This window comes from Saccharothrix isguenensis, assembly GCF_052936305.1.
On sequence record NZ_CP193626.1, the window covers coordinates 4,832,676 to 4,857,394 of the forward strand.

A 24,719-nucleotide genomic window follows, 5' to 3' on the forward strand; every position below is an offset into this window, starting at 1 on the left:
TCTTGATCGCTGCTGTGTCAGCGGGCGGCTCGCCAGGAACGCAGGCGCGGGATGTCCTGCTGATCGAGGTAGTCCTGGAAGGCCGTCGGTGGTCTTGGGGGCGCGCTTGTGCCGGGAGATTGACGGCTGAGGCGTTCGATGTTGACCGCTATGGCGGTGAGTACATGCTGTAGGCGGGTTTTGCTCTGTCCTCGGTAGCGGCAGCGGCGCATGCAATGACCGTGCCAGGTTCAGACGGTCGTAGCATCTGATCTTGGTGTTCGATGGGAAAGGATTGCCCACCGTGCGTCGGATGTTGACCTTGGTCGATCGGGAGGAGATCTCCCGTGGAGTGGCCGAGTCGTTGCGCTACAAGGAGATCGCTGCCCGGATCGGCCGTGATGCCTCGATCGTGTCCCGCGAGGTGAACCGTCACGGCGGCAGGGACGGCTATCGGGCGGTCACCGCCGACGGGGCCGCGGGGACGGCCCGGTCGAGGCCGAAGCCACTCGCGGTGGACCGGAACCCGGTTCTGAGACGGGTGGTCAGACTGCTACGGGCGGGCTGGTCACCGGCGTCGATCGCGGGCCGGTTGGCAGACCCCGCTGGTCGCGTACCGAGAGCACCAGATCGATGAGGAAGCCCGCGGTCAGGCCGGCCGTTGGGCCGAAGCGAACAAGATACGTACCTATGCGGCGGAGGTTCGCCGACGGGCGGAGGAGCACTCTGTCGAAGGTCGTGTCCAGACGCTCGAGTGGGTCGAGCGGATCGAGGCGGTCGCGGACGCGTTGGATCCGTTCCGTACGACGCGTCCCGCCTCGTGCCCTACCCGAACCGACGGACAGCGACCTGCGAGCATTCATGACGTGACGACCGCTAATGGCCCCAGCGTCGTGGAGCGCGTACGTACCGGACGGGTATCTCCGACGGCTTCAGCGGGCGGTCGACTACCGGACGGTAGTTGGCGGGCGTGATGCGTTCTTCCTCGTGTACTCGCTCGATGACGTCGGCGAAGATGCTGTGGCCTTTGCCCTTGAGCTGGTCCACGAGGCGGGCGACGAGCACGTCCAGACGCTGTACCTCTGCTTCGGCCGCGGCAAGCCGTTCCTGCATGGTCACCGCACGATGGCCGCACCAGCCGCGAAGAAGTTCGTGCCGAGGGCGGCCGTGTTCGAGGTACCAGCGGTACTCCCACTCGGGATCCGACCCTCGTTTGGTCTTCTCCCGGTACTCGCTCTCGTTTTTGATCACCCAGTCCAGCACCGGCATTGGGTTCACACGGCAGGCGAACTCGGCAATCAGAAGCGTGCCCTCGGCGGACCTGCCTCAGCGCCTCCAGCCGCAGGTCGTCCGGGCGTTGGGCGTCCGCATGGAGGAGACCTTCAGAGGGCTTTTGAACCCCCAAAAGTGGACTTCAGCCCATCTCGGGCACCGCCACGGTGCCGCATAACCCAAGTCTATGCAACAACTTCCGCCCACTGTCCAGGTGGGCCACAGCCCACCTCCGATGCGACGCGAATATCCCGCCCATGCAAGCGGGCCAACTTCCGGATATTCCAGGAAAACTGACGCGGATCCTTTTTGGACTGTGATCAGTTCTCGCGTCGCGGCTACGGGCCAGCGAAGAAGCATGGTCTCAGTCTGACTCGCAACCGATCGCGGCGTTGACGGTGTGCCGGACGATGACTGAGGAGTGTGATCTTTCAGGTCGTTCAACAGCGCACGGGTGTTGTCCGCGGTAGGGTTGGTGATCGAGGTCTGGCGCAACGACCCTGCCGAGGCCATGCATGCCTCGCGGCGTGGCCCGAGCGATGCCGCGATGTTCGCCGAGTCCAGGACGCTCTACGACCACGCGGCCGTTGCCTTGACCGCAGCAGAGCAGAAGTTCGGACCTCTGGACTTCGAACAGCAGCTGCTGGAGCGCGATCGTCTGGGGCGGGTACCGGTGGTCGGATGCTGCGGGATGTTGGCAGAGGCTCCCTTGCGTCAAGGCCCGCACGAATGCTTTGTGCGGGCTGTCCGGGCATGTGTGCGTCAGTGATCCGCTCGAGGTGTACCTGGTCAATCGGGCGCTGAGGCCGGGCAGGATCGCAAAGGTATGCCCAGGTGGTCGGTGATCGTGGAGCGCATCGGGGTCTTGCGCCGACCCCGAGCACTCGGCGTGGAGGGGTGGACGGCCGTGGTGCGGAGGCGCTCCCGGCCAAGTCGTCCACGACGACGCCGGACAACCGACTCACCGCCGCGCTGCTCGCCCGTCCGGCCGACCTGCCGGTGGAGATGGTCGACCCGGCCCGGCTGGCGGATAGCCCCTCGACCGTCTGGCGGAATCCCGCACACGGCGGGCGTCGATCCTGCGCCGGGTTTCGTGGGCGAGCCGATCGAGGTTGTGGGCGCGGTCGGCATTGACCTCGCGTTTCAGGTCGGCGCCCCGCAGTTCGTCAGGGTTGCTTGATGTTCGCTGGCGCGGCGGAGGCGAACACGTCGACCGGAGTGCCCTGGTTCCGACCGACCTGTAACAGCGCCGCATTCACCGCGATACTCTTCCCGACCACGGCGAAGGAGATTGCTGCGTGAGCGTGCTCGGAGCGATCGTGGTCAAGCTCGGCGAGGTCGTCGTCAAGAGCGCTTGCGAGGCGGTAACCGGGAACAAGCTGGCCGGTGAGATGTCCGGCGCGGTGAGCGCGGTCCTGGGACAGCGGGGCGTTGACGGCCTGGCTCACCGAAAGGCCCGCCGGCAGTTGGAGGAGCGCGCGGACAAGCTCGCGGAGAAGGTACTGGAACTCTACGGGCACGAGTTCCGCGGCCTGACCGAGGACCAGCGCGCCGTTGTGGTCGAGGCCGTGAAGGAGACTTTTGAGAACGCACCGCCCGGTTCGGGTCTGGTACTCGACGCCGACTTTGCGCCGCCTGCCGTCGAGCGCGCGGTTCGGGCGGCCACCGCCGACTACCACCGGAGCTTGGCCTTCGGGACCGACGAGAGCGCGCTCTACGACCTGCTTCTCCGCGAAGCATGCACCGACCTGGTGGAGATTGTCCGCACGTTACCGTCGCTGGCCTCGGTCGCGGCCCCTGAGATCCTCGCCCGGTTGACGACGATCGAGAAGCAGATCCGGATAGCCCCGCGCCGCGCGCTGGCCGACGCGGACGACGAGCGCGATGCCGCCTTCTCCGAGATCTACCGGCGGTATGTGACACGTGTATGGGACAACGTCGACCTGACCAGCGAGCATCTGAGCGCGACCAGCCGTCGGTACCCTCTCGAACGCGCGTACCTCAGCCTGCCCGCACTGATCTACGGCGCGGGTGCGGCAGGCGACACTCGGATCGAACAGGCGATCGCCGACCGGTCCCGCGTGGTGCTCCGCGCCGAGTGCGGTAGCGGCAAGACCACCTACTTACACCGGTTTTTCACCCAGGTGGCACGACGTAGCCTGCCCGCCCCGGCCAGGGTTCCGGCAAAGTCGTTTGTGCTGTTCAGGTGTTGATTCCGAGTAGTTGTAGTGGTCGTGCCGGGTTGCGGGACATGGTTCGCAACCCGGCGGCGATGTTGGTGTGGCCGGTGTGTCGTAGGGCGTTGATGGCGAGGTTGCGCAGGGAGGCCATCGCCCTGGGGGCGTTTCCGGTGCGGACGCGGGAGGCGTCCTCGCCGTAGGTGACGTCGCGGACCCAGTGCAGCCGGTTCTCGATCCGCCAGTGGCCCCGCAGCAGGTCGGCGATGCGGGCGGGGTGGGCGTGTTCGCCGGTCAGGCTGCTGACCCCGAGCGCGGCGAAGGCGCCGCGCCGGCCGGTGGCGTGGCAGGTCCGGTAGCGCTCGACGAGGAACGCGGTGGCGGCGTGGGGGAAGTCGACGTCGCCGAAGCCGTGCTTTCCGAGCGGGGCGACCCGGACGGTGCGCAGTTCGGTGCGGCCGTGTCCTCGGTCGGCGAAGACCAGGCAGGGCATGTCGTTCCAGGGCAGTGAATCGAGTTGGGTGTAGACCCTCGGCCAGCCGGTCTTGACGGTGAACACGTAGTGCGCCCCGCGGGCGTGCAGGTAGCGGGCGTGGTCGCGCTGGGTGTGCAGCGCGTCGGCGGTCACCACCACCCCCGCCAGGTCGACGGTGTCGAGCAGCGGCGCGAACCCGGCCAACTCACCGCCGGCCGGGACCCGCCGCTGACCGGCCACGATCCCGTCGTCATGACGTAACGCCGCCAGCAGGTGCACCCCGCTGCCGCCGGCCCGACCGAACGTTCCGGCCACCGACTTGCCGTCCACCGCCACCGCCGACAACGCCTCGCCCGCGTCCCGACCGGAGATCCGCGAGGCCGACCAGGCACCGATCGCCGCGTCCAACGCGTCGCCGTCCACCAACGACAACACCCGTCGTACCGTGGATTCCCCCGGCGCGACGAACCGGTCGCACCACGGGACGAACCGGACCCCGAGCCGTTCCAACAACCGCTGCGGCGCGTCCACGGCCCATTCCCCGATCGCCGCGAACGACCGCGCACCCGCCGCCACCGCCGCCGCGGCCACCGACAGGATCGAGGTCAACGAATGCCGCACACCCCGACGCCTGCGCGGGTCCGGCACCCGGTCCAGAAAGACCCGCAGGTCGGCGACCTGCCCGGCCGGCACCGAGGCCAACCGATCGACGACACCGGGCATCGGGCAGGATGACAAGGCGGGCACGGCACTCCCCAGATCATGCGACTTAGACACTCACATGATCACTCCGGAGCGCCGTGCCCGCCCACATTCAGAGCCTGAACAGCACAAACGACTTTGCCGGAACCCTGGGATGCGTCCCGGTCCCTGTCGCCATGCCACCTAGACTGCTTACCAAACTGATGCCCAACGTGGCGATGGCGGCACCTTCGAGGCACTGGGTCAGTATTGCGATGAAAAGTCGGTCTTTCTCGGCGAGCGGAATCAACTTGCGCATGGTCAACCCTGTCGTGAAGGTGGTGACCATGATCTCGTGGAAGCCGAAAAGGTCTGCAGTCGCTTCCTCCCTCTGGGACTGGTTCGAGAAGCCGTAATCGTTAGCTGGCCAGTGCTGATCTACTCGCTCTTGGGCTATTTCGGCGGTTTCACCGCTGCCGACATGTCCTAACAATATGTGGCTCAATTCGTGTGCCACCACGAACGCTTCGGACGCCATTTTTCGTCGAGGTCTCTCCCGACGGTCCGGGCGACTCCCCTGTGCCGCCTCTCCCCCGATCCGGAGCAGATGGTGTTCCACATCGGCAACAAGAATCGCCCCGGCTTCCGGCAGCACCCACCTCACCATCGTCACGCCGTTCTACGTCAACCACCACGGGCAGCTGCCGCACTCGGATGGACGGCACCGGTGTGGTGCGTCGCTCCGGCATCGGTTGACGACGAAGTCGGCGCGGGCGCGTCAACTCGGCGGACAGTCGCCCTTGGCCGGGGTCATTCCTCCGCTTTCGCGAAGTAGACCATCCGGTGCCCCCGACCCGGCCAGTCCTGGTCGACCGGACCGACATGGACCTGCTGCTCGATGATCGGCGGCTGCGCGTTCGGGAACGCGTAGTGCTGCGCCTCCAGTTCAAAGAGCACATCCTGCAGGTCCTCCACCATCTGCTCGTCCAGCACAGCGACGGCGAAGTGTACTCGGACAACACTTTCTGAAACCTCTGCCGCTACGCCGAGCAGGTTCTTCGACACGTTGACCAGTAATGCCTGCACGAGGAAAATTACGGTCAGGTTCTCGCGTTCGACGCTGCTGTTCATCAGTTGATCGCCTGTGGGTTGATCGGAACTACACCGGGATGCTTTGTACCCTTGATCAGGAAGACTCCCGGCCCGACTTCCCCACCTACTGCGCGAAGTCCTCGACGGCCACCTCCCCACCACCCCGCTCCTCCTCACCGGCTGACGGCCCACGGGGTGACCGACCTACGACCGTCGGGACCAGGGCTCAGGTCCGGGTCCGGGTTCGTCACCGAGCCGGAGGGAGGTCAGGAACGCAACAGCGGCCCGGTGCGCCGGTCCGTCCGGTGGCACGACCTCCAACAGCGCAACGAGTGCGAGCAGACGATCCTTGTCCACAGCCTCGAAGTACCGGATCAGGTAGGTGTCCCAGCGGCTGTCCACCCGCAGCAGCACACCACCCCCGTAGAGCGCGTCGACCAGCATCGGCTTGCCGTCGTGCTCCTCGACGCGCCAGACCGGCAAGGGCGCCACCAGACGCCGGAACCGGTCTACCACCCGCTCGTACTCGCGCCGCTCCACGCGACCACCCCTCGATCACCGACAACCGCTGCACCTCACAAGCAGCACGCCGCGGTCGGGGAAGAACCGCTCCAACGATCATCGCACGAGTGTTCGATTCCACGTCAAGACGAATCACACCACCGCGACCACCGAGTCCACGGCCGACCTGTCAGCGGCCGGGGTGGTGGACGTCCGTCGGGCCGAGGTCGTCCCGGAGACCGCGCCAGGACGGGTGGCGGAGCCGGTGATCGGTGGTCCAATGGCGGAACTCGACCTCGCCGACCAGCACCGGCTCGACCCACCGCGCGTCACGGGCGAACTCGCGCGGGACCGGCGTCCCGAACGGGCTGGTGGAGCGCCGAAGCCGCTCCAGCCGCCGCTGCATGTCGACCAAGGCTTTGCCGGTGAAGCCGGTGCCGACGTGTCCGACGTAGGCCAAGCCGGTCTCGTCGTACGCACCCAGCAACAGCGACCCGACCGTGCCCGAGCGCCGCCCCTGACCCGGCTTCCACCCACCGACGACAACCTCGTGGGACCGACGCAGAGGCGTCTTGATCCATGCTGGAGACCGTCGGCCCGACTCGTAGCGGGAGGCAGCGCGTTTGCTGACGATGCCTTCGAGACCGTGCTGCTCGGCGACGTGAAGGATCGTCGCGGGATCGGTGTCGGGGAAGCTCGGCGGGACCTGGACCGGGTGATCACCGGGCAGCTGCAGCGCGGTGAGCATCGCCCGCCGCTCGCGATACGGCAGGTGCTGTGTCGATCGGCCATCGAGGACCAGGAGATCGAACACGTAGTAGGCGACCGGTGCGACGCGCAACGCCAGGGCACCGACGGTGCTGCGAGTGCGTCGCTGCAGGAGCCCGAAGTCGGGGCGCTGGTCGGGACCGAGGGCGACGATCTCGCCGTCGAGCACCACAGTGCGCCCGTGCAGCAATTCCGGCAGGATCCGCAGCTCCGGGAACCGGTCGATCAACTCCACCTGGTTGCGGCTGAGCACGCGCACCCGGCCCCCCTGGCAATACGCCACGCCGCGGTAGCCGTCCCACTTGAACTCGACCGCCCACCCAGGGCCTGTAGGCGGTTCGCCGGGGGTGGCGAGCATCGGGGCGATGATCGGCTGGTCAGCCGGAACAGCGGCAGCGCGTCCCACCCCGACCACCTCCAGCACCGACAGGTATTCATCGTCACCGGGAATCGCGAGAGGCGCGAGCGCAGGCAGGCAGGTGACAACAGTGCGTTACGTCCGGAACCATGGTGGGGACTCGTCAACAAGATCAAGCTGCACGAGCGTCAGCCCTACGGACGGGCAAGCTTAACCCTGCTGCGCAAGCGAATCCTGGTCAACCAGTAGCAATATTCGTGGCATCTCGCCTACTCAGCTCGGATCGTTGATCACGCAACTAGCGACAGAACCGAACGATTGACAGACTCAACTTCCGGCACCGCACAGGTGTCGGTGCGGATGGCGTCAAGGCCGGTCTGGAAGTAGGCGAGCCAGCGTTTCTTGCGTCCGGTCTTGTCCAGCGAGGCATCGCGGGGAGACACGTAGACGCCGAGGACGTGAAGGTGGCCGTGGTCGGTGTCAGTGACGACGCCAGTCGCTCTGACTGGAAGGTAGTCGAGGTGGTCGGCAAGAGGGTCTGGGCGGGTAGCTGATTTGCTGACGGTCGTGACGCCGAGTTTGCCGTCGGCGTGGTGAAGCGGGACCAGTTCAAACCCGGGCATGGCCGCCAATCCGAACACCGGCAGGGACAGGGGGTCCGTGTGGATGGTGTCGCGTCGAACGGTTTGCCGGGTCCGACTTCAGCGAGTGGTTAACGACCGAGGCGTATGTCGGGCCTGTCGCCCCGTCAGATCGCCGCACCGTCGACGGGCCGCCACCAGGATGCGCGACCGGTCCGGTCACGCCTTCTTCCGGCGGACTGGCCCGGACAGCGTGGCCTGCGAATGACAGCACGTACCCTCGCACAAGCGGCGGCACCCGAGGGTGCCGCCGCTTTCGTGTCCCGGCGTCCGCGCCGCCTCCACACGACCCGTGTTCCGGCAGGCTGGGGACCGCCCCGGCACGCGGTTCACAGGCGCTAGTAGCAGATGTACTTATTGCACTCCCTCGTCCAACCCTCCGCGATCGCCACCCCACCGCTGTACACGGTTCCCTTCGCGACGAACGTGACTCGGGAACTGGGCGCGAGGATCTGCGGAGTCACGCACCACGTCTGGCCCGGAGCCACGTGGCCGTTCCCGCCGGGGCTGTCGCAGTTCCACTGGCCGGCAGGTTCCCCGTCGAGGTAGCGGTACAGCCAGGCGTTCGCAGTCCGCCCGGTCGGAAGGGGACCGTAGTTGATGTACATGGCGAAGTAAGAATCGCCGTTGCGGCACAGCTGCACTGCGCCTAGCTGGGACCCCGAGTTGGTCGTGACGTGGTTCGCGCTGACAACCGTGTGGCCGTTGCAGTTCGCGACCTGCGCGGTTGTCCCGGCCGTCGCCGGGGCCGCCGCAAGCGTGCCGAGCACCGAAGCGGCTGCCACGGCGAGCGTGAGCGTACGTACTGCGCGAATGCGAGTTCCGATCATGATTTTTCCCTCTCGGTGTGGCTCTTGTCGAGCCCGATCGTGGAGGTTCGGCCGTGTGAATCGCTTGCAGGTTCTCTGCACGGCCGTGCGCAAGCTGCTGTTCAAGATCACTGAACCGATTTCGCACTGTTGGGGAGCGGCCGGGTGAACCAAGCCGACGCCCGCGAACCCAAGATTGCGGGTCCGGAGATCCCCGACGGCAGGTCACGCAACGTGGTGCGAGCCGCCGTGGGGCTGACGTTTCGATCCGTTCGTGGTAATCACTCATGGGGTTCCAGGTGGCGGGTGCGTGAACCGCTATGCCTGTTGTGCCGGGGGAGGCCGCGAACGGGGGTGGTGGCTGTGCGGGCTGTGGTGCTGCGTCTGCTGGGAGAGGTGGGCGCCGAGGTCGGTGGGCGTCCGGTGGACTTGGGGACGCCGAGGCAGCGGTGCGTGCTGGCGGCGTTGGCGGTCGACGCGGGCCGCGTGGTGCTGGTGGACCGACTGGCGGAGCGCGTCTGGGGGTCTGATGTGGCGCCGCGGGCGCGGGCGACGCTGCACGGCTACATCTCGCGGTTGCGGCGCGCGTTGGCCTGCGCGGACGGCGTGTCCATCGTGCGCCGGTCGGGCGGCTACGTCTTGATCATCGACGCTCCCGAGCCGGTTGTGGACCTGCACCGATTCCGCGACCTGCGTACCCGTGCCCGCGACGATGGCGCCCCTGTGGCACCGATGTTGACCGAAGCGTTGGAGCTGTGGCGGGGGGAGGCGCTGACCGGTGTGGACGGCGAGTGGGTGCAGGCCGAACGCGAGCGGCTCGGGCAGGAACGGCTGGCCGCGCAACACGACCTGACCGACGCCTTGCTGCGCACCGGAGCAGACGGAGAACTGGTGGCATCGCTGGCCGCGAGGACCGCACAGCACCCGCTGGACGAGCGGGTCGCGGCCCAGTACGTGCTGGCCCTGCACCGGGCCGGACGCACCTACGACGCTTTGGAACACTACCTACAGGTCCGCACGCGGTTGATCGAAGAGTTGGGCATTGAACCCGGCGCCGCCCTCCAGGACGCCCACCGGCAGGTACTGACAGCCGACGTCGCCCCCGCCGGAACGCCCTCGGGTACGACAGCAAGACCGGTAGCGCCCCGCCAGTTGCACGCCGCTCCGACGTCGTTCGTCGGCCGTCATGACCAGCTACGCCGCCTGGACGAACTCCTGGACGCCGTGAGTCCGAGCGGCACGATGGTGATCTCGGCCATCACGGGGGCGGGCGGCTTCGGCAAGACCTGGCTGGCCCTGCGGTGGGCGCACCGCCACCTCGACCGGTTCACCGATGGTCAACTCTTCGTGGACCTGCACGGCTTCGGCCCGCGCGGCGCGCCGACTGCGCCGGATGCGGCGCTCCTGGGTTTCCTCGCCGCCCTGGGCGTCGAGCCATCGTCGATCCCTCCCGACGTGCAAGCCCGCTCCGCGCTGTTCCGCAGCCTGACCGCGAACAAGCGCATGCTCGTGGTGCTGGACAACGCCGCCGACACCGACCATGTGGTCCCGCTTCTGCCCGGAGGCGAGGGGTGCGCGGTCGTCGTGACCAGCCGCAACCGGCTGGCGGGCCTGGTCACCGGCCATGGTGCCCATCGGCTGTCCGTGGACGCGCTGTCCGACGGCGAGGCACGCGACCTGTTGGCCGCCCGGCTCGGCGCGGCCAACGTCGACGCCCAAGGCGGGGCGGTCGACGAGCTGATCGGCCTGTGCGGCGGGGTTCCGCTGGCCTTGAGCGTGGTCGCCGCCCGCTCGCAGGTGCAGCTGTCCGTCGCGGTCGCCGAGCTGCGGGAGTCAGGGCCGGCCGCGCTGGACGACGACCCGTCGGCCAGCCTGCCGGCCGTGTTGTCCTGGTCGCTCCGCGCCCTCACCTCGGAGCAGGCCACCGCGTTCGCGCTGCTGGCCATCGCACCCGGTCCGGACATCGACCTGCCCGCCGCCGCCAACCTGACCGGTCTGCCACCCGCCGCCGCCCGATCGGTGCTGCGGGCACTGACACAGGCGTCGCTGCTCGACCGCGACACGCGCGGCCGGTACCGGATGCACGACCTGGTCCGCGCCTGGGCCACCGACACCGCACGGGAACTGCGCGAGGACGTGCGGGACGCGGCGATGCGACGCGTGATCGACTTCTACACCCACACCGCTCACACCGCGGACGTGCTGCTGGACGTGCACCGCGGGCCCGTCGGGCCGGCTCCTCCCGCCCCGGGCGTGCACACCCATCCGCTGCCCGACGCCGCGTCGGCAACGGCCTGGTTCGACTCCGAACGCGCCTGCCTTCTCGCCGCCCAGCGCGCCGCGATCCTCCTGCATCACCACCGCGCCGTGTGGTGGTTGGCCCTGTCCTCGGAGACCTTCTACCACCGACGCGGCCACCGCCACGATCGCCTCACCATGTGGCGGGCCGCCGCACATGCCGCCGCACACCTGCCCAACCCCGTCGCCCGCATCCTCGCCCACCGAAAACTGGGCCGCGTCTGCGCTGATGTCGGACTGCACGAGGAGGCGACCGAGCACCTGCTTCACGCCATCAACCACGCCGAAGAACATCACAGTCCCTACGAGCAGGCCCATGCCCACCAGACTTTCGCCAGGATCCTGGGGCGGTGCCACCCCCGCAAGGCCCTGCACCACGCCACCCGGGCACTGCACCTCTTCCTCAACCTCGACGTCTCGCTGTGCCAAGCCCACGCATACAACGCGGTGGGCTGGTACACCGCGCAACTGGGCCGCCACGACACCGCCCGCAGCCACTTTCGCACCGCCCTCGCCCTGCATAGACAGCACCACAACCCCACCGGGGAAGCGAACACCCTCGACAGCCTGGGCTACGTCGAGCACAACACCGGCAACCACCACCTGGCCATCCGCCACTACCGACAAGCCCTCACCCTGCGCCGCAGCCTCGACAACACCTACGACTCCGCCAGCACCCTCGAACACCTCGGCCCACCCCACACAGCCCTGGGCCAACACGACCAAGCCCGCAGCGCGTGGCGGGAAGCGCTCGAGCTGTACCGCCACCAGGGACGCGACCAGGACGTCGAACGACTACAACGGCAACTCTTGGAAATGCACTCGACATCGCCCCAGCTTCGCGCCCGGCGGTGAATGGCGATCACCCCGAGACGCAGTGGCTCGGTCGCGTGGAGAACGAGGACCGACTGCTCACCCAACTCGCCAGCCTCGCCACACAGGGTGCCATCTCCGTGGCTGCCACGTACAAGTACCGGAACGAGGGTGTCGCGGTGCTCGCGGCGGGCCGTCCGTCCCCGCACGGGTCGCTACCGGCGGCGAAGGCGGCCCGCCCCGTGCCTGCCGATAGTACATCCATGCAGGTGAGAGCGCGGTTGGGACAAGGCACGCAGCGCGTGGGCGCCAGGCGCTCGGCGAGCACGGCCAGGGCGGCGTCCAGACGTTTCTGGCTCCTGCTCAACCGCAGCCGCTACGCCATCACCCACCACACCGTCATCGGCTACAACACCCTGTCCGAACTTCTGCCCCACCCCGACCGCGACACCCGCGCCGAGCAGGCGGAGGCCATGCTGCTGCACCTGGTCGACGAGCACGGCAACCCCACCTTCGACCACCCCGGCGCACCGCCCTACACCCCACTGCACCTGGCCTGCCTGCGTCTGGCCGCCGCCACCCGGACCGATCCCCACGGCATCACCGACGACCAGGTCCGAACCACCCACCGCATCCTCGTCGACCACGCCCCCGCCTCCATCACCGCCCACGGTCTCGACCAGTACCCCGGCACCGACACACCCGCCTACCGCAACGCCTACGCCACCGGCATGCTCGTCGAACTCACCTGGCTCACCGTCCACTTCAGCGGCCTGCTCAACGTCTGGTTCACCGTCCTGCACACCTTCGACGAAGCCACCGTCACCGACGACGACATCGGCTCCATCACCGTCTACAACACCACCGTCCCCACCAGCATCCGCCGCCGCAACAACGCCCTCCTCGGCCCCACCGGCTGGGGCGACCAACCACCCAACGCGACCCGACCACAGGCGGCCACATCGTCCATCGAAGCCCTGGCACCATGACCTTCCCAGTCCGTCGCACCGCCCTTTTGGGGCACGCGGCTGGGTCAACGGAATGTCGGACCGGCCGCCTGACCCGTTTCCGGGGTGTACGTCGGGCGGTTCGCCGCTGCGACGCGATCCGCGTCGGCTACCACATTCGAGAGGAGCGCCCGCCAGCCAGGTGATCGCACAACCGCATCACCTGGTCGGAGACCGTGCGCACTACGGCAGTCGGATGGCGCCGCCCCCACGGATCGAGAAACACCTCAACGAGGCCAACGGGCAACGGCCCCTTATTCATCTTCATGACCTCGGACAACCGACGTCTCTCGATCGAGACCACACCGGTGCCAGAGACTTTCAGGATCACCTGGTGTCGCGCGCCGTCCGGGTCCTCTGCAGCCCAGTGCCGGGCGGCGTCGCTTCTGGTAAACCCGCCCTCCCCGCCAGACGGTCTAGCAGTACGACTAGATCGACAGCCGGCTGCCCACACCGACTGCGCAGGGCGTGCTTGTCAATCGAGGATGGGGCGCCGCCGCGGGAACGGCCGGCCTTAACGGCGTGTCATCCATGCGGGGCTGCGCCTCACCCTTGTCCGAGCATCGGGCGATCCGTTACAGCGTTGCGGGAACGAGCGGAAAGGGTCTTTACCGAGACCGGCGATCGTTGGTCCCCGCCCGACCTTCCCGACTACGTAGAACCTGATCGGCCACACAGCTCCTTCAGCGGATTGATCACGTATTCCTCCTCGTGGCGACCCGAGTTCCTGCCTCTCGACGCCACATCGCCCGTCGACACCCTGTCCAATTGAATGCGGCAGCGCGTGAGGCCGATCGTGAGGAAGCTGATCGAGTACGAGTGCAGTCGGCCCGGGAACGACAACCACGACGTAGTCGAGTGTCGGCACCGAGATCCGGTGCAACCAGGTCACCCGCGGCGCCGTGCTGACCATGGACGGTGAAATGATGCCCGCTGAATTCAGCGGAGAGATGACATTCCAGGTCGTCGACAACGAGAGCCGGCGGTTCGAGTACGTCAACCTCAAGATCATGGAACTCCGATGGGAAGTCCGCCTGCCCGACACCCACGCGGGCAAGTCTGTTTCGATCGTCATCGAGCAGCACGAGGCCGATGACGACACACCGAGTTGGCTGCGAATCAACGATAGGTTCGCGTCCAAGTACGAGAACGGGTTGGTCTTCTTCCCACCATGACCGTCCACCGTTCCGACGACACTGAGCCGCAGGTGCTGACCAGTTGGGATCCCGGCAAGTTGGTCTCCACCCTGACCGAGTTCCCGCCTCGCGGTGCCGGCTACACGCTGGAGGATGCCGTGTATTTCGCGCTGCCGGACGACCCGGACACCATCGTGGTCTCCATCGACGACTCCCGCTTAGGATGGGTGCCGCCTGAACCGCCGTGCGACCCTGGACGACGCCGCGCACGGGTCTACGGGCGGGCGCCGCGTCTTCCACCGGCCCTACCGCAGATAGCCGAACCGGCGCAGCTGGGGCTGCGCTCTCGGGCACGGCGGCGGCGAGGGCACGGCGGTAGAAGCCGAATGAGAAGTCCATCAACGCCGACAGCACCAGCCCGTTGGCGGCGAGGCCGACGAACGCCAAGGCCACCAGCAGCGCGACGGGTGCCAAGCCTGCGCCCGCGGCCAGCAGCGTGCCCGCGATGTAGAGCGGCGCCAGCGCCGCCGACTCCTGCTGCGCCTGCTCCACCGCCGTGACGACCTGCGACCGGACCTCCTCCACCAGGAGGCGAACGGGTCGCGCGAGTCGAGCTGCCGCCAGGCGATCTGGGTCTGGTCGACGGCCGCACGGACAATGCGCTGCTGGGCCCGGTAGTAATCGGCATCGGCAGGTGGTGGGGCGGTGCATGGCGGCTGTGGCGGAGCACCCGCGCCGCGTCAGTCACGACGACGGCCGCGGTGGCGGCCACACATGCAGGTGGCGATCGTTGACCACGTGCAGCGGTTCGCCGGGACGAACGGGACGCCCACATCGCCCGTCGCTCGCCTCGCGGAACAGGTGCCTGCGACAGGATGAACGCGCCCACTGCGGGTGCACGGTTGTCATGACGGCCCCGTTCGGTCGACCTCGCGCACCCATTGACGCATGCCGGGATGGACTGAGGTTTTCACGAGGTGAAAAATTGCTATTCCATGCAACGGAAGATTTTAAGCATGACCCTTATTTCGAAGAGTGGAATCTCCGACTTTTCGGTCAATGAAATGTTGGCATCGCGAGTCGGATCGGGTTAAAGTCCGTTCGTTGATCCACTGAGACGCTGTTCGGGGGGATTATGAGGGCGGAGGAGTTCGGATCTCGACCGCCGTCGCGACCGAAGGTCGAGCGGGTGTCGATGCTGACGAAGTGGTGATCCGGGCACTTACCCTGCCCGCGGTCCTGCCCGGTCAAGTGCGCACTCGCTCCCGAAAACTCGACGTCGGAGATTTGCAGGCACGACTGGGCAATGTCGATCTGCATTTCGCTTTCTCTTTCGTGGACGATCGGGGAAGACTTCGCAATTAACAGATATTTACCCACTTGCGCTGGACGTCCGGCCTGCGACTGAGGGGAATGCTGGGGCAAAACTATGTATTACTTCGGCCGGACCGGTCAGGCGATCTGGCCATTGACCAGCGCAGTCGCCTCCTACTGCCCGCCAACCTCCTTCATTACTGCGGTATCGGGGAAGAGCGGCAGGTGCTTCTGGTCGCGGCGTTCGAGCACGAGATACTTGTCGTGCATCCGGTGTGCAACATGACGGATATGGTCCGCACGTTTCACGCGAACCAGTTCGAGCGCGCCGTGTACGGAGGTGTGGCCCGTGGCGGGCATTGACGACCTGGAAATGGCGCGTTCCTTCCTTGAACGACTCGGAGTGTCGCCGACCGACCTGACCCGGAGCGAGAAGCGTAAATCTGTCCCGACTTTCGGTGAATTCGTGCCGATCGTTGCTGGCGTGGTACCCATGGGGAGTCGGAAAGTCTACACTCCGTACTGGCTGAAGCTGACGGCCCAATGGGGCGATGCTCGCATCGACGAGAAGAAGCCGACCGACATCAACTGGTTCATCGAACACGCGAAGAGGACCGCGATAGTTCGACGTTCCAGTCGGGGTGGACACAGTGCTGCCGAGCACGCTTTCCACGCGCTGCGATGTGTTCACAAGTATGCGGTCTGGAACAGGCTGATCGATGCGCGTGAGGATCCCACTGAGCAGGTCGCCAGGCCGAAGCGGCTGAAGTCCAACAGGCATGCGCTCGACAACGCTCTGGTCAGCGAGATCATCGAGGTCGCGTCCACCACGGGCAACGACCCGGCTCTCGACGCGCTGCTGATCCGCCTCCACCTGGAGACCGCTGCCCGTCGCGGCGGTGCCCTGCGCCTGCGACTGCGTGACCTCGACCGCGAGCAGTGTCTGGTCCGGTTGCATGAGAAGGGTGATGTCAGCAGGTGGCAGCCGGTGTCGCCGACGTTGATGAAGCACCTGCTGCTCATGGCGCACAACCGCGGTGCACGCGACGAAGACAGTCCGGTGCTTCGCTCTCGTGCCGGCACGCCTTTGACCAAGCGGCGGTACGACCATCTGTGGCGGCGTCTCGGCGAGCACATCGACAGCGTCAGGACCTTGGGGGTGTCGACACACTGGCTGCGCCATACCACGCTGACCTGGGTGGAGCGAAGCTTCGGATATGCGGTGGCGCGAGCCTATGCCGGGCACAGTGCGGCGACGGCCAACCGCTTCAGCGTCACCGCCACCTACGTGCGCGCCACCATCAACGAGGTGGCGGAGGCACTGTCGGCACTCACGGGTGAGCCGCATCCGCTGGCGCCGCCGGCCGAGGTCGAGGGCGAGGCGAAGCCGCCTGCTGCGGACTGAGGTCGCGGTCGAGGTGGGCGCCGGGTCCGGAACGTGCGCTGGCTGCGGGTGTGCGCTTGCGGGACTGATCGGAGGTTTGCTCATATCCCGTGCGAGACCGCAGTTTTGCGGTGTACGGTCTCGTGGGCACAGCGAGTGATCATATCCTGTCTGTGGGGAGTCCTGCCTGGTAGGGCTTCGACGGGAGGCGATCCGGCCTCGTGTCCACCGATCCAGGGCGGCGCTGTCGGGGCACCGCCTGTACGACTTTGCCCGGGGGAACGAACATGGTGATAGGCCCTGAGGACAACGGGGCAATAGGGGCGACACCTGTCCAGGAGCAGGTTCCCGTCGACTTCGCGCTCGGCACAGCGCTCACGGACATGACCACCTTCATCGGGCGCGGCGCCCTGCTCCAGGCAACGACCGAGTTGCTCGGCACGATGCGCCTGGTGACGCTGACGGGAGTGGGTGGTGTCGGGAAGACACGGCTGTTGGAACGCCTGGCCGGCGACCTTGCCGCGAACTTCGACGAGGTCGTGCTTGTTCCGTTGACGGGACTGCGGGCCACGGAGGACCGGCTGGCGTCCACGATCGCCGAGGCGCTGGGCCTGCCGAACAACTCCCCCACCCCGGCGGCGGCACGGTTGATCGACTATCTGTCGACGCGGGGCAAGGTGCTGCTCGCGCTCGACAACTGCGAGCACCTGGTGGGAAGCGAGCCGGGAGCGGGGCAGGTGCCGCGGTTGCTGCGGCACCTGCTGGCGGGCGTGCCCCGCCTGCGGGTGGTGGCCACCAGCAGGGAGAACCTCGGCGTCCAAGGCGAACACATTGTGGCCGTGCCCCCTCTACCGGTGGCGAACAACGATCTCGCCTGTGTCGGGGAATGCTCCTGCTGTGTGCCGGAGGCGGTGCAGCTGCTGGTGGACCGTGCTAGGGCGGTCGGGGTGGAGATCCGGGCGTCGGACTATCCCGTAGCGGTCGAACTGTGCGAGGCGCTGGACGGCATCCCGCTGAACATCGAGTTGGCCGCGGTCCAGCTGGAGACCATGACGCTGCACGAGATGTTGGCGCAGCGTCGGGCGTTGTTGGACACCCTGGTCGGCGGGGGCGCGCGGCAGGAACAGCACCGGTCCGTGCGCGCCACGCTGGATTGGTCCTACGGATTGCTGGCCGAGCCACTGCGGCGGATGTGGGCACTGCTGTCGGTGTTCGCCGGCGGATTCGACCTGGACGCGGCAGCCGCGGTGTGCGAGAGCCGCGGCATCGATCGCGCCGAGGTGCGGTCGCTGCTGACCCGTCTCAAGCGCAAGTCCTTGCTGGTGGTCGACAGAAGCGGGGCACGTGCGCGGTTCCGTCTCCTGGAGACCATTCGCCTCTACGGTGAGGAGCTGGTCGAGGCGTCCGGGGAGTTGGCGGAGCTGCGCCGCGCTCACGCCGCCTACTTCCTGTCGCTGACCGAGCGGGCTGGAGAGCAGTGGCTGGGGCCTGACGAAGTGGCGTGGATGCAGCGTATCCGGACTGAGCTGTTCAACATCGTCGCTGCGCAGGAGTACTTCCTCGCGACGGGGCAGACGCGGTCGGCGGTGCGGTTGTCGGTGGATTGCGGACGCAGTTGCGCCCTGGTTTTCGGGGGACGGATCAACGACGGCCGCGACATGATGGCCGCGGCCCTGGACGAATCCCCCGATACACCGACGATCGACCTGGTCAGCGGTCTGTCGCTGGCGGCGTGGTTCGCGTCCATCCAGGGCAATCAGGTCGACGCGCTGCGGATGCTGGAACAGGCCGAGGAAGGCGCACGGGCGTTGGGGTGTCAGGACACGTTTCCCCCGTTGCTGTATGCGCGGGCGACCCGGCTGTGGTTGGTCGAGCAGGATCCTGAAGTCGCGCTGGAGGCAGTGGAGCTGTATCGGCGGGTCGAGCAGGCGTTCCTGGACGCGGGCAGCGAGGCCGACGCCCTCAGATCGTTGATGTTCGGGGCCATGGCCGCAGCGTTCATCGCGGATCGCGACACGGCGTTCGCGTGGTGTCGACGCATGCACGCCACCGCCGAGAAGGCTGGGGCGCAGTGGTCGATTTCGTGGGGGTTGTGGAATCTGTCGCTGGCCGAGTTGCTGCACGGCGATTGCGGCGAGGCGTTGACGTTGGCTCAACGCGCCCTGGGCATCCAGGACGAGATCGGTGACACCTGGGGGCCGGCATGGACGAAGTGGTTGTTGTTCCTGATCGCCGTCGAGCTGGGAGACTACGAGCGCGGCGCGCAGCTGATGGGTGCAGGCAACGCCGCTCGGAAGCTGACCAACGCTTCGATCCTCGGTCTGTTGCCGTGGCTGCGGGTGCAGCAGCGGGCCGAGGGCAAGGCGCGCAACGAACTGGGCGATGAAGAGTTCGACATCAACTTCGCGTTGGGTGAGCGTCTGGCCTCTGGCGCGGTGATGACGCTGGCCTTCGAGCTGCGTGCGCGGTCGAGCGCGGAGGTCGACCGCCCGGCAGGGTTGTCCGCGAAGGAGTTCCTGGTCGCGTCGTTGGTGGCCAGGGACATGAGCAACCGGGAGATCGGCGAGGCGGAGGGACTGTCGCACCGCACGGTGGAGGTCCACGTCTCGAACATCATCCGCAAGCTTGGCACCGCGCATCCGGACCGCGGCGTGAGGCGCCGCCACCACGTCCGTGACTGGTTCTTGAGCCTGTCGGCGGACGAGGTCGCCGCCGGTCTGGCCGCTACATGACCGTCGGGTGGTGGCACGGTCATGACCGTGCCACCACCCGACGGCTGGTTCTAGATTTGAGACCGGCGCGGGTTGATCAGCAGTTCCTCGATGCCAGCCATGATGGCGCTGCGCTGCGCTGGAATCAGATCGGGATCGACTGCGAGACTGGCGTCGGGGAGCTTGTCGATCAGCTGCTGTAGTGCGATCTCGGTTTCCATGCGCCCCAAGGGCGCTCCGAGGCAGTGGTGCATGCCGTAGCCGAAGGACAGGTGCTTGCGGGCGTCGCTGCGCTCGATGTCCAGCGTGGCCGGGTCGTTGAACACCTTGGGGTCGCGGTTGGCGCTCATCAAGGACACCAAGACGATCTCCCCCGCCGGGATCTCGACGCCGCTGTAGAGCACCGGTGCCGTGGTGACCCGGTGGGTGGCCATGCGAACCGGTGAGTCGAACCGCCAGACCTCCTCGATCGCCTGGTGGATCTTGTGTGGATTCTTGGCGAGGTGACGCCACAGAGCGGGATCGGCCAGTAGCCACCGCACGGCCTTGGCGATGGCGTTGGTCGAGGTTTCGTGGCCGGCGACGACGATCAGGAAGGCGGTTCCCATCAGTTCGTCGTCGTCGAGGCGGTCGCCGGCTGAGCCTTGGGTCAGAGCGGAGAGCAGATCGTCGCCTGGGCGCTTGCGCTTGGACCGGATCAGGTCGGCGAAGTAGGCCGACATCGCCCGTGAGGACGGGAGCAGGAGCTCGGGGACATCGCCCATCAACGCCGCGGTCCAGTCCCTCAACGCCTCGTGATCCTGAGCCGGCACACCCATCAGTTCACAGATCACCGTAAGCGGCAACGGAAAGGCGAACCTGCGGATCAGGTCGAACGGTTCGTCGATGGGAAGCTCGTCGATCAGCGTTCGGGTCAACTCCAGCACTCTGGGGCGGAGTTGCTCGATGCGCGTGCGGGTGAACCCGTCCGCCAGCAGACGACGCAGGCGCCCATGGGCCGGCTCGTCCTGGAACAGCAGGTGCGGCCGGAACATCCCGCTCAATTCCGTCGGCAGTCCTGCGGCGTGCAGGTGCCGTTCCATGACCGGGCGGATGAGGGCGGCGTCCTTGCTCAGGTCGCGGTCGGTCAGGGCGCGTCGCGCGTCGGCGTAGCGGCTGATCACCCACACCGGCAGGTACCCGCCCACCTCGGCGCGGTGTACGGGCTCGGTCGCCCGGACCGCGTCCCCCACCTCCAGTGCCTGCTGCCAGTAGTCCTCCCCGAAGAGACGGACGTGCGTCGTGTCGGTCTGCATTGCCAGTCCCCCGGTGTCGTGAAGTTCCGCGCCCGCGCGCGGAGGCTCGAATCTCGTCATTTAGGGTAAGTATCGATAGGTCGGCAGGGATGCGCTATTAGTGGAACCACTTAGCGTTTCGCTGGAGCACTTAGAGGGACCACTTAGTGACGCCCGGAAGGCCACGTAGCTTCGCCGTCAACCACGTAGAAGCAGTCTCGCGCACGTACTGCTTTTACTTTTCCCGGACGGCGGGACAACCGGCCGACCGGCTTTCACATGTGAATGCAAGGTCGTAGGCCGCACTGCCTCGTGGCAGGATTTCACACGCTGTCGCCGGAAGGCCGCTCCGTGCGTCCACAGGTTCTATAGAGACGGCCGGGAGCTGCTGTTACGTGGACGCAGGGCTGTCACCTACGGGTTGGTTGAACCCAAAAGTACGTACCTAAGTAGTTAGCACTGCCACTCCGGAGAATGCGACCTGAGAGTCCGTTCACGTTGACATGGAGTATTGATGACATATGCTTTCGCCTGTTGATAGGCAGGGTGACGCCTCCGGTGTTGCGCCTGAACTGTGGCATCGGATGGGTGCCGGCGGGATCGCGACGGCGTGGCTATGCGAGGAGTGGCGTGGGTGACACCGCGCAGGTCCGGCAGTCGAGAGGTTGCATTGACTATCCGGCCGCGGTGCCACGCATGTCTGTTCGAAGGGCGGGGGTGTGCGTCGGTGATCGTGCTCCGGCAAGGCCGTGTGGTCGTGATTCCGCCGGTGCGTGCTGGATGCCGGGCACGCGTGGTGCGGGTGCTGACGGCGATGCGGAAGCCGTCGTCACCATCTCGTGCCCGTCATCCGGCAGGCCGGGACGCCGGGGGTGTCCCGAGGTGAGGTCCGGCGCGCTGCGAACGGCGCGTCATGCCTATCCAGACCGTAACGGGCGGTGATCACCGAAGGGTTGGTCGCGTGCAGGACGAGGGAGGGAACACGTGTCGTTCACCAGTGAGGGGCGCAGCAGGGACTGGCGGTCTGACCGTGCACAACGGGAACCACAAGCGGACGAGGAAGTGGTGTCGGAGAGCGAGGGAGCGGATGACGCGGTCGGGGACGGCGGCCGGGGGTCGGTGCTGGAGCGGGCGTTCCAGGTGTTGGAGCAGGTCGCCAGCGGCGCGCGGCCGTTGAACCTGACCGAGATGAGCCGCGCTGCGCGGCTTCCGTTGCCCACCACCTATCGGCTGGCGAAGACCCTGGTGCAGTTGGGGGCTCTGGAGAAGGAGTCCGGTCGGTACACCCTCGGCCCCGTGTGGTCGGAGTGGTCGGAGGCGACAGGGCCGGACCACGCATGCACCTCGAACTGACGGGCGGCGCTTCCTGCCCGCACCCTGAGCATCGGAGCCGTTTCGCGATCGTTCAGCCGTCCGACCACTTTGCCGGCAGGGCTGCGGTCGTACCCCGAGCCGGATTGTGGAGGCGTGCGGGGAGAGTTGGTGGTGAGCCTGCGGACCGGTCGGCGAAGGAACGCTTCCGGCGCATCACGGAGGCGGTGGTGCGAGCCGGGCTGGTCGGGGGTGACAGCGGAGCGGTCAGGTCGCTTCGGACCAACGTGGACGCCAGCGAGTTGGACGATGTTCTGGTGTGGATGATCGAGGCGGCGGTCGCGTGCCTGCCTGACCCGGGTGAGCCGTCGACTGCGGCGCTGTTCACACGCTGCGGGCACTGTGGTGGTGTGCTGAAGGGCTTCGACCGGAGCGACTCGGGCTTGGGCTTGGCGGGGCAGGCGGTCGAAGCGGCACTCGCCGACGATCACGCGCTGGTGCGCGGGTCGGTCGAGGGGCTGCTGGACGTGACCGATACCGACAGCCGCAACGAGGGGTTGGTGTGGCTGCTGCGCGTCGTCGCGTGGTGCTTCGGCGAGGTGTTGCACACGATGGACAACGTCTCGACCGGCTCACAGCATGGTGAGGTGTGGTAACGAACCACGCGGGGTGGTCCGATAGCGTTCGTGTGAGACAGGACGAAGACCCCGGCACGGCGACCGCGATGCAGCTGCGGACGCTGGCCGGGGTCTTCGCCGTGATCGGCGCGACGGACGTGCTGTTGGCGTTGTTCGCGATGGAGCTGTGGCCGGTCGCGCTGGCGGTCGCGGCCGGACTGTTCGCAGGGTTGCTGTGGCGCCGTGCCGGACCTGCGTCCGTCTCGGGTGGTGCTCGTCGTCGCCGTGGACCGGCTAAGCCGCAGGCCGGGAACCGTGATCGACCACGTCGGGTCGACGGGTGCCGTTCAGCGTTGCAGCACGACCGTTCCGGCGGCGACCGACGACAGCGGTCCGCGTAGGCCGTCGGGTGTCGGCACGCACCCTTGACCGTCCGACTGCCCGAGCGGGGAGACCTGGGACAGGGCGGGCATCACGAGGGTGCCGAGCATGCCGGTGCAGATCCGTTCGTTGTTGATCAGCAGTGGCTGCCAGATCCTGGCCAGCCAGCCGCCGTCGATGGTCGCGGGAGTGATGGCCATGAACGTGCGCGGCCGGACGGTCGGGACCGATGTCGGATCCGGTGGGCCGCTGTCGGTGGTGACGCGGCTCAACCGGGCCAGCATGGTCGCGCTACCGGTGGTGTGATCGATGTCGACGCGGTGCGCCGACTGCGACAGGACCACGGTCTGGTCCAGGTACAGCCAACCGGTCGGCGCGATGCCGCCGTCGAGAGGCCGAGTGGGCAGCAGGACCCGGGCCCAGCCCGGCTGACGCTGCACGACCGGAACCCAGGTCGGGGTGAAGACCTGCCTGACCGGCAGGCGTGCGAAGGGCTGCCCACCGGGAGCGTCGTAGACGGCCGTCGTTGCGGTCGGGTGCAACACCTCGGGGCCTGGGTCGGAGGCGGGGTCCGGGTCTGCGGGCGCGTGCGGTAGGGACTGTCCGACCACGGCGAGTGGAAGCTGGTCCAGCTGGTCCTCGGCGAGGGGGCGTGGAGCGATCGCCGCGGGGTCCGGAGTGGGCGTGGTGGTGCTGGGTGTGGCCGCCTCGGTCGACGTGGTGTCGACCATGACCGTCGTGGTGGCGGTGACTACTGGGCGCGCCGTGGCCGTGTTGTCGTCATGGCCGCGTAGCAGCAGCACCAGGGCGACCAGCACGACGAGACCGGCGGCGAGCAGCATCGACGGACTGCGTAGAGCGGTGAGCATCCGCAAACGTGCCGGCGTCAGGGGGCGCATGGGCTGGGTGGTCTCGGTCGCCGTGTCCGGCTCCTGTCCGGGGACGTCGACGGTGACGTCGCCGGACAGGGCGTGGACACGGACCTGCGGTCGGGTCACGGGGCGGTCGCCGCGATCTTGTTGGCGACGGTGCGGGCGATGGAGCAGGTGTCGATGTCCGGGAACCGCCCGTTGGTCAAACTGACGCCGCCCACGCCGTTGGTGAGTTGGATGATCGCGGTGCACATGGCATTGCCCTTGCGGTCCTTGCCGGGCTTGAGCACACCCTGTTTGCCGCCGTAGGTGGTCGCCGAGGAGCCTGTGTGGTCGGCGGGGTTGGCCGAGATCTGGCCGGGGCGTGCCCAGACGATGAGTGCGAGGAAGTCCCGGCCGGTGTTGCTGGTGGCGTTGCCCTGTTCGTCGACGGTGGCTTCGACGGTGTCGCCGTTGTCGTAGCGGCAGGCGATCGCGAAGGCGTCGTTGTCGCGCGGTGGGCGCAGCGATGGCTTGGCGTCGGTTGTGGTCGGGCGTACCTCGGTGGGGAAAGCGGCCCAGCCGATGGAGCAGGGGTCGTAGGGGGCGCCGACGCTCGCGGCGTCGACGCGCTGATCGAGGTCGCCGAGGGTGATGGGTGCGTCGGGCCGGTCCGACCCCGACGGTGTCGCCGAGCCTGGGGTGGGAGTCGTGTCCGCGGTCGATGATCCTGCGGTGTCTGATGTGGCACCGGCCGGGGTGGCGGTTCCAGGGACGGTGGTGGTGCAGGAGGTCAACGTCATCGCTGCTGATGCGGCGGTGGCGAGGGCCAGTGCCGCGATGGTGCCGGTGCGCATGGTGGTCTCCGT

Annotated in this window: 22 protein-coding genes and 1 pseudogene; 11 read left to right on the forward strand and 12 right to left on the reverse strand. The window is 67.4% G+C overall.

Translation table 11 applies throughout. From position 1 onward, the window contains the following. Positions 1-17: 17 nt before the first annotated feature. Positions 18-212 (reverse strand): transposase, encoded by a 195-nt coding sequence (locus ACRAKI_RS21660; RefSeq protein WP_447002333.1) that lies wholly within the window; start codon positions 210-212, stop codon positions 18-20. Between the two features lie 80 nt (positions 213-292). Here ACRAKI_RS21660 and ACRAKI_RS21665 point away from each other — a divergent pair. After that, positions 293-577: pseudogene (locus ACRAKI_RS21665) on the forward strand (helix-turn-helix domain-containing protein); the annotation flags it as partial. Positions 578-855: 278 nt separating this feature from the next. Here the strand turns inward: ACRAKI_RS21665 and ACRAKI_RS21670 are convergent. After that, entirely contained in the window at positions 856-1,248 is a 393-nt protein-coding gene (locus ACRAKI_RS21670; protein WP_447002334.1) for a hypothetical protein, read from the reverse strand. A gap of 478 nt (positions 1,249-1,726) precedes the next feature. Here ACRAKI_RS21670 and ACRAKI_RS21675 point away from each other — a divergent pair, with 478 nt between their 5' ends. Next, entirely contained in the window at positions 1,727-2,020 is a 294-nt protein-coding gene (locus ACRAKI_RS21675) for a hypothetical protein (protein ID WP_447002335.1), read from the forward strand. 529 nt (positions 2,021-2,549) lie between these two features. Beyond that, entirely contained in the window at positions 2,550-3,464 is a 915-nt protein-coding gene (locus ACRAKI_RS21680; RefSeq protein ID WP_447002336.1) for an NACHT N-terminal Helical domain 1-containing protein, read from the forward strand. On the opposite strand, the gene ACRAKI_RS21685 is transcribed toward ACRAKI_RS21680, so the two are convergent. The 7 genes from ACRAKI_RS21685 to ACRAKI_RS21715 all read right to left on the reverse strand — a co-directional run bounded on the left by ACRAKI_RS21685 (position 3,454) and on the right by ACRAKI_RS21715 (position 8,774). Then, on the reverse strand, positions 3,454-4,626 hold the full coding sequence (locus ACRAKI_RS21685) for an ISAs1 family transposase (RefSeq protein WP_447002337.1): 1,173 nt from the start codon (positions 4,624-4,626) through the stop codon (positions 3,454-3,456). The genes ACRAKI_RS21680 and ACRAKI_RS21685 overlap by 11 nt on opposite strands. 91 nt (positions 4,627-4,717) lie before the next feature. After that, positions 4,718-5,239 (reverse strand): hypothetical protein, encoded by a 522-nt coding sequence (locus ACRAKI_RS21690; RefSeq protein ID WP_447002338.1) that lies wholly within the window; start codon positions 5,237-5,239, stop codon positions 4,718-4,720. Positions 5,240-5,394: 155 nt separating this feature from the next. Beyond that, positions 5,395-5,715 carry a hypothetical protein gene (locus ACRAKI_RS21695; RefSeq protein WP_447002339.1) on the reverse strand — a complete coding sequence of 107 codons (321 nt, stop codon included), beginning with the start codon at positions 5,713-5,715 and terminating at the stop codon, positions 5,395-5,397. 165 nt (positions 5,716-5,880) lie between these two features. Further along, positions 5,881-6,216 (reverse strand): hypothetical protein, encoded by a 336-nt coding sequence (locus ACRAKI_RS21700; protein WP_447002340.1) that lies wholly within the window; start codon positions 6,214-6,216, stop codon positions 5,881-5,883. A gap of 151 nt (positions 6,217-6,367) precedes the next feature. Next, positions 6,368-7,351 carry a non-homologous end-joining DNA ligase gene (ligD, locus tag ACRAKI_RS21705; protein WP_447002341.1) on the reverse strand — a complete coding sequence of 328 codons (984 nt, stop codon included), beginning with the start codon at positions 7,349-7,351 and terminating at the stop codon, positions 6,368-6,370. Between the two features lie 242 nt (positions 7,352-7,593). Continuing rightward, entirely contained in the window at positions 7,594-7,944 is a 351-nt protein-coding gene (locus ACRAKI_RS21710) for a hypothetical protein (protein ID WP_447002342.1), read from the reverse strand. Positions 7,945-8,282: 338 nt separating this feature from the next. Continuing rightward, on the reverse strand, positions 8,283-8,774 hold the full coding sequence (locus ACRAKI_RS21715) for a hypothetical protein (RefSeq protein ID WP_447002343.1): 492 nt from the start codon (positions 8,772-8,774) through the stop codon (positions 8,283-8,285). Between the two features lie 342 nt (positions 8,775-9,116). Here ACRAKI_RS21715 and ACRAKI_RS21720 point away from each other — a divergent pair, with 342 nt between their 5' ends. The 6 genes from ACRAKI_RS21720 to ACRAKI_RS21745 all read left to right on the forward strand — a co-directional run bounded on the left by ACRAKI_RS21720 (position 9,117) and on the right by ACRAKI_RS21745 (position 19,437). Then, positions 9,117-11,906, forward strand: coding sequence for an AfsR/SARP family transcriptional regulator (locus tag ACRAKI_RS21720; protein ID WP_447002344.1), 2,790 nt, complete (start codon positions 9,117-9,119; stop codon positions 11,904-11,906). Positions 11,907-12,004: 98 nt separating this feature from the next. Then, positions 12,005-12,853 (forward strand): hypothetical protein, encoded by an 849-nt coding sequence (locus tag ACRAKI_RS21725; protein ID WP_447002345.1) that lies wholly within the window; start codon positions 12,005-12,007, stop codon positions 12,851-12,853. Between the two features lie 920 nt (positions 12,854-13,773). Further along, complete coding sequence (locus ACRAKI_RS21730; RefSeq protein ID WP_447002346.1) at positions 13,774-14,046, forward strand: hypothetical protein; 273 nt, start codon at positions 13,774-13,776, stop codon at positions 14,044-14,046. A 1,341-nt stretch (positions 14,047-15,387) separates the two neighbouring features. Next, complete coding sequence (locus tag ACRAKI_RS21735; RefSeq protein WP_447002347.1) at positions 15,388-15,684, forward strand: hypothetical protein; 297 nt, start codon at positions 15,388-15,390, stop codon at positions 15,682-15,684. Beyond that, on the forward strand, positions 15,671-16,726 hold the full coding sequence (locus ACRAKI_RS21740; RefSeq protein WP_447002348.1) for a tyrosine-type recombinase/integrase: 1,056 nt from the start codon (positions 15,671-15,673) through the stop codon (positions 16,724-16,726). Before ACRAKI_RS21735 ends, ACRAKI_RS21740 begins: the two co-directional genes overlap by 14 nt. A 362-nt stretch (positions 16,727-17,088) precedes the next feature. Beyond that, positions 17,089-19,437, forward strand: coding sequence for an ATP-binding protein (locus tag ACRAKI_RS21745; RefSeq protein ID WP_447002349.1), 2,349 nt, complete (start codon positions 17,089-17,091; stop codon positions 19,435-19,437). Between the two features lie 50 nt (positions 19,438-19,487). Here ACRAKI_RS21745 and ACRAKI_RS21750 read toward each other — a convergent pair whose 3' ends face one another. Continuing rightward, positions 19,488-20,711, reverse strand: a complete 1,224-nt coding sequence (locus tag ACRAKI_RS21750) for a cytochrome P450 family protein (RefSeq protein ID WP_447002350.1) — start codon at positions 20,709-20,711, stop codon at positions 19,488-19,490. Between the two features lie 1,044 nt (positions 20,712-21,755). Between ACRAKI_RS21750 and ACRAKI_RS21755 the strand changes: the two genes are divergently transcribed. Continuing rightward, positions 21,756-22,043, forward strand: coding sequence for a helix-turn-helix domain-containing protein (locus ACRAKI_RS21755; protein WP_447002351.1), 288 nt, complete (start codon positions 21,756-21,758; stop codon positions 22,041-22,043). After that, complete coding sequence (locus tag ACRAKI_RS21760; RefSeq protein ID WP_447002352.1) at positions 22,028-22,657, forward strand: hypothetical protein; 630 nt, start codon at positions 22,028-22,030, stop codon at positions 22,655-22,657. The genes ACRAKI_RS21755 and ACRAKI_RS21760 overlap by 16 nt, the downstream gene beginning before the upstream one ends. A 308-nt stretch (positions 22,658-22,965) precedes the next feature. Here the strand turns inward: ACRAKI_RS21760 and ACRAKI_RS21765 are convergent, their stop codons facing one another. Both ACRAKI_RS21765 and ACRAKI_RS21770 read right to left on the reverse strand, forming a co-directional pair. Then, positions 22,966-23,997 (reverse strand): hypothetical protein, encoded by a 1,032-nt coding sequence (locus ACRAKI_RS21765; RefSeq protein ID WP_447002353.1) that lies wholly within the window; start codon positions 23,995-23,997, stop codon positions 22,966-22,968. Beyond that, positions 23,994-24,707, reverse strand: a complete 714-nt coding sequence (locus tag ACRAKI_RS21770; protein WP_447002354.1) for a hypothetical protein — start codon at positions 24,705-24,707, stop codon at positions 23,994-23,996. Before ACRAKI_RS21770 ends, ACRAKI_RS21765 begins: the two co-directional genes overlap by 4 nt. Positions 24,708-24,719: the final 12 nt, after the last annotated feature.

Coding starts and splice junctions, on each gene's coding strand:
- ACRAKI_RS21660 (WP_447002333.1), bottom strand. CDS start 212: ATGCGCCGCTGCCGCTACCGAGGACAGAGCAAAACCCGCCTACAGCAT.
- ACRAKI_RS21670 (WP_447002334.1), bottom strand. CDS start 1,248: ATGCCGGTGCTGGACTGGGTGATCAAAAACGAGAGCGAGTACCGGGAG.
- ACRAKI_RS21685 (WP_447002337.1), bottom strand. CDS start 4,626: ATGCCCGGTGTCGTCGATCGGTTGGCCTCGGTGCCGGCCGGGCAGGTC.
- ACRAKI_RS21695 (WP_447002339.1), bottom strand. CDS start 5,715: ATGAACAGCAGCGTCGAACGCGAGAACCTGACCGTAATTTTCCTCGTG.
- ACRAKI_RS21715 (WP_447002343.1), bottom strand. CDS start 8,774: ATGATCGGAACTCGCATTCGCGCAGTACGTACGCTCACGCTCGCCGTG.
- ACRAKI_RS21745 (WP_447002349.1), top strand. CDS start 17,089: ATGACCACCTTCATCGGGCGCGGCGCCCTGCTCCAGGCAACGACCGAG.
- ACRAKI_RS21750 (WP_447002350.1), bottom strand. CDS start 20,711: ATGCAGACCGACACGACGCACGTCCGTCTCTTCGGGGAGGACTACTGG.
- ACRAKI_RS21760 (WP_447002352.1), top strand. CDS start 22,028: ATGCACCTCGAACTGACGGGCGGCGCTTCCTGCCCGCACCCTGAGCAT.
- ACRAKI_RS21770 (WP_447002354.1), bottom strand. CDS start 24,707: ATGCGCACCGGCACCATCGCGGCACTGGCCCTCGCCACCGCCGCATCA.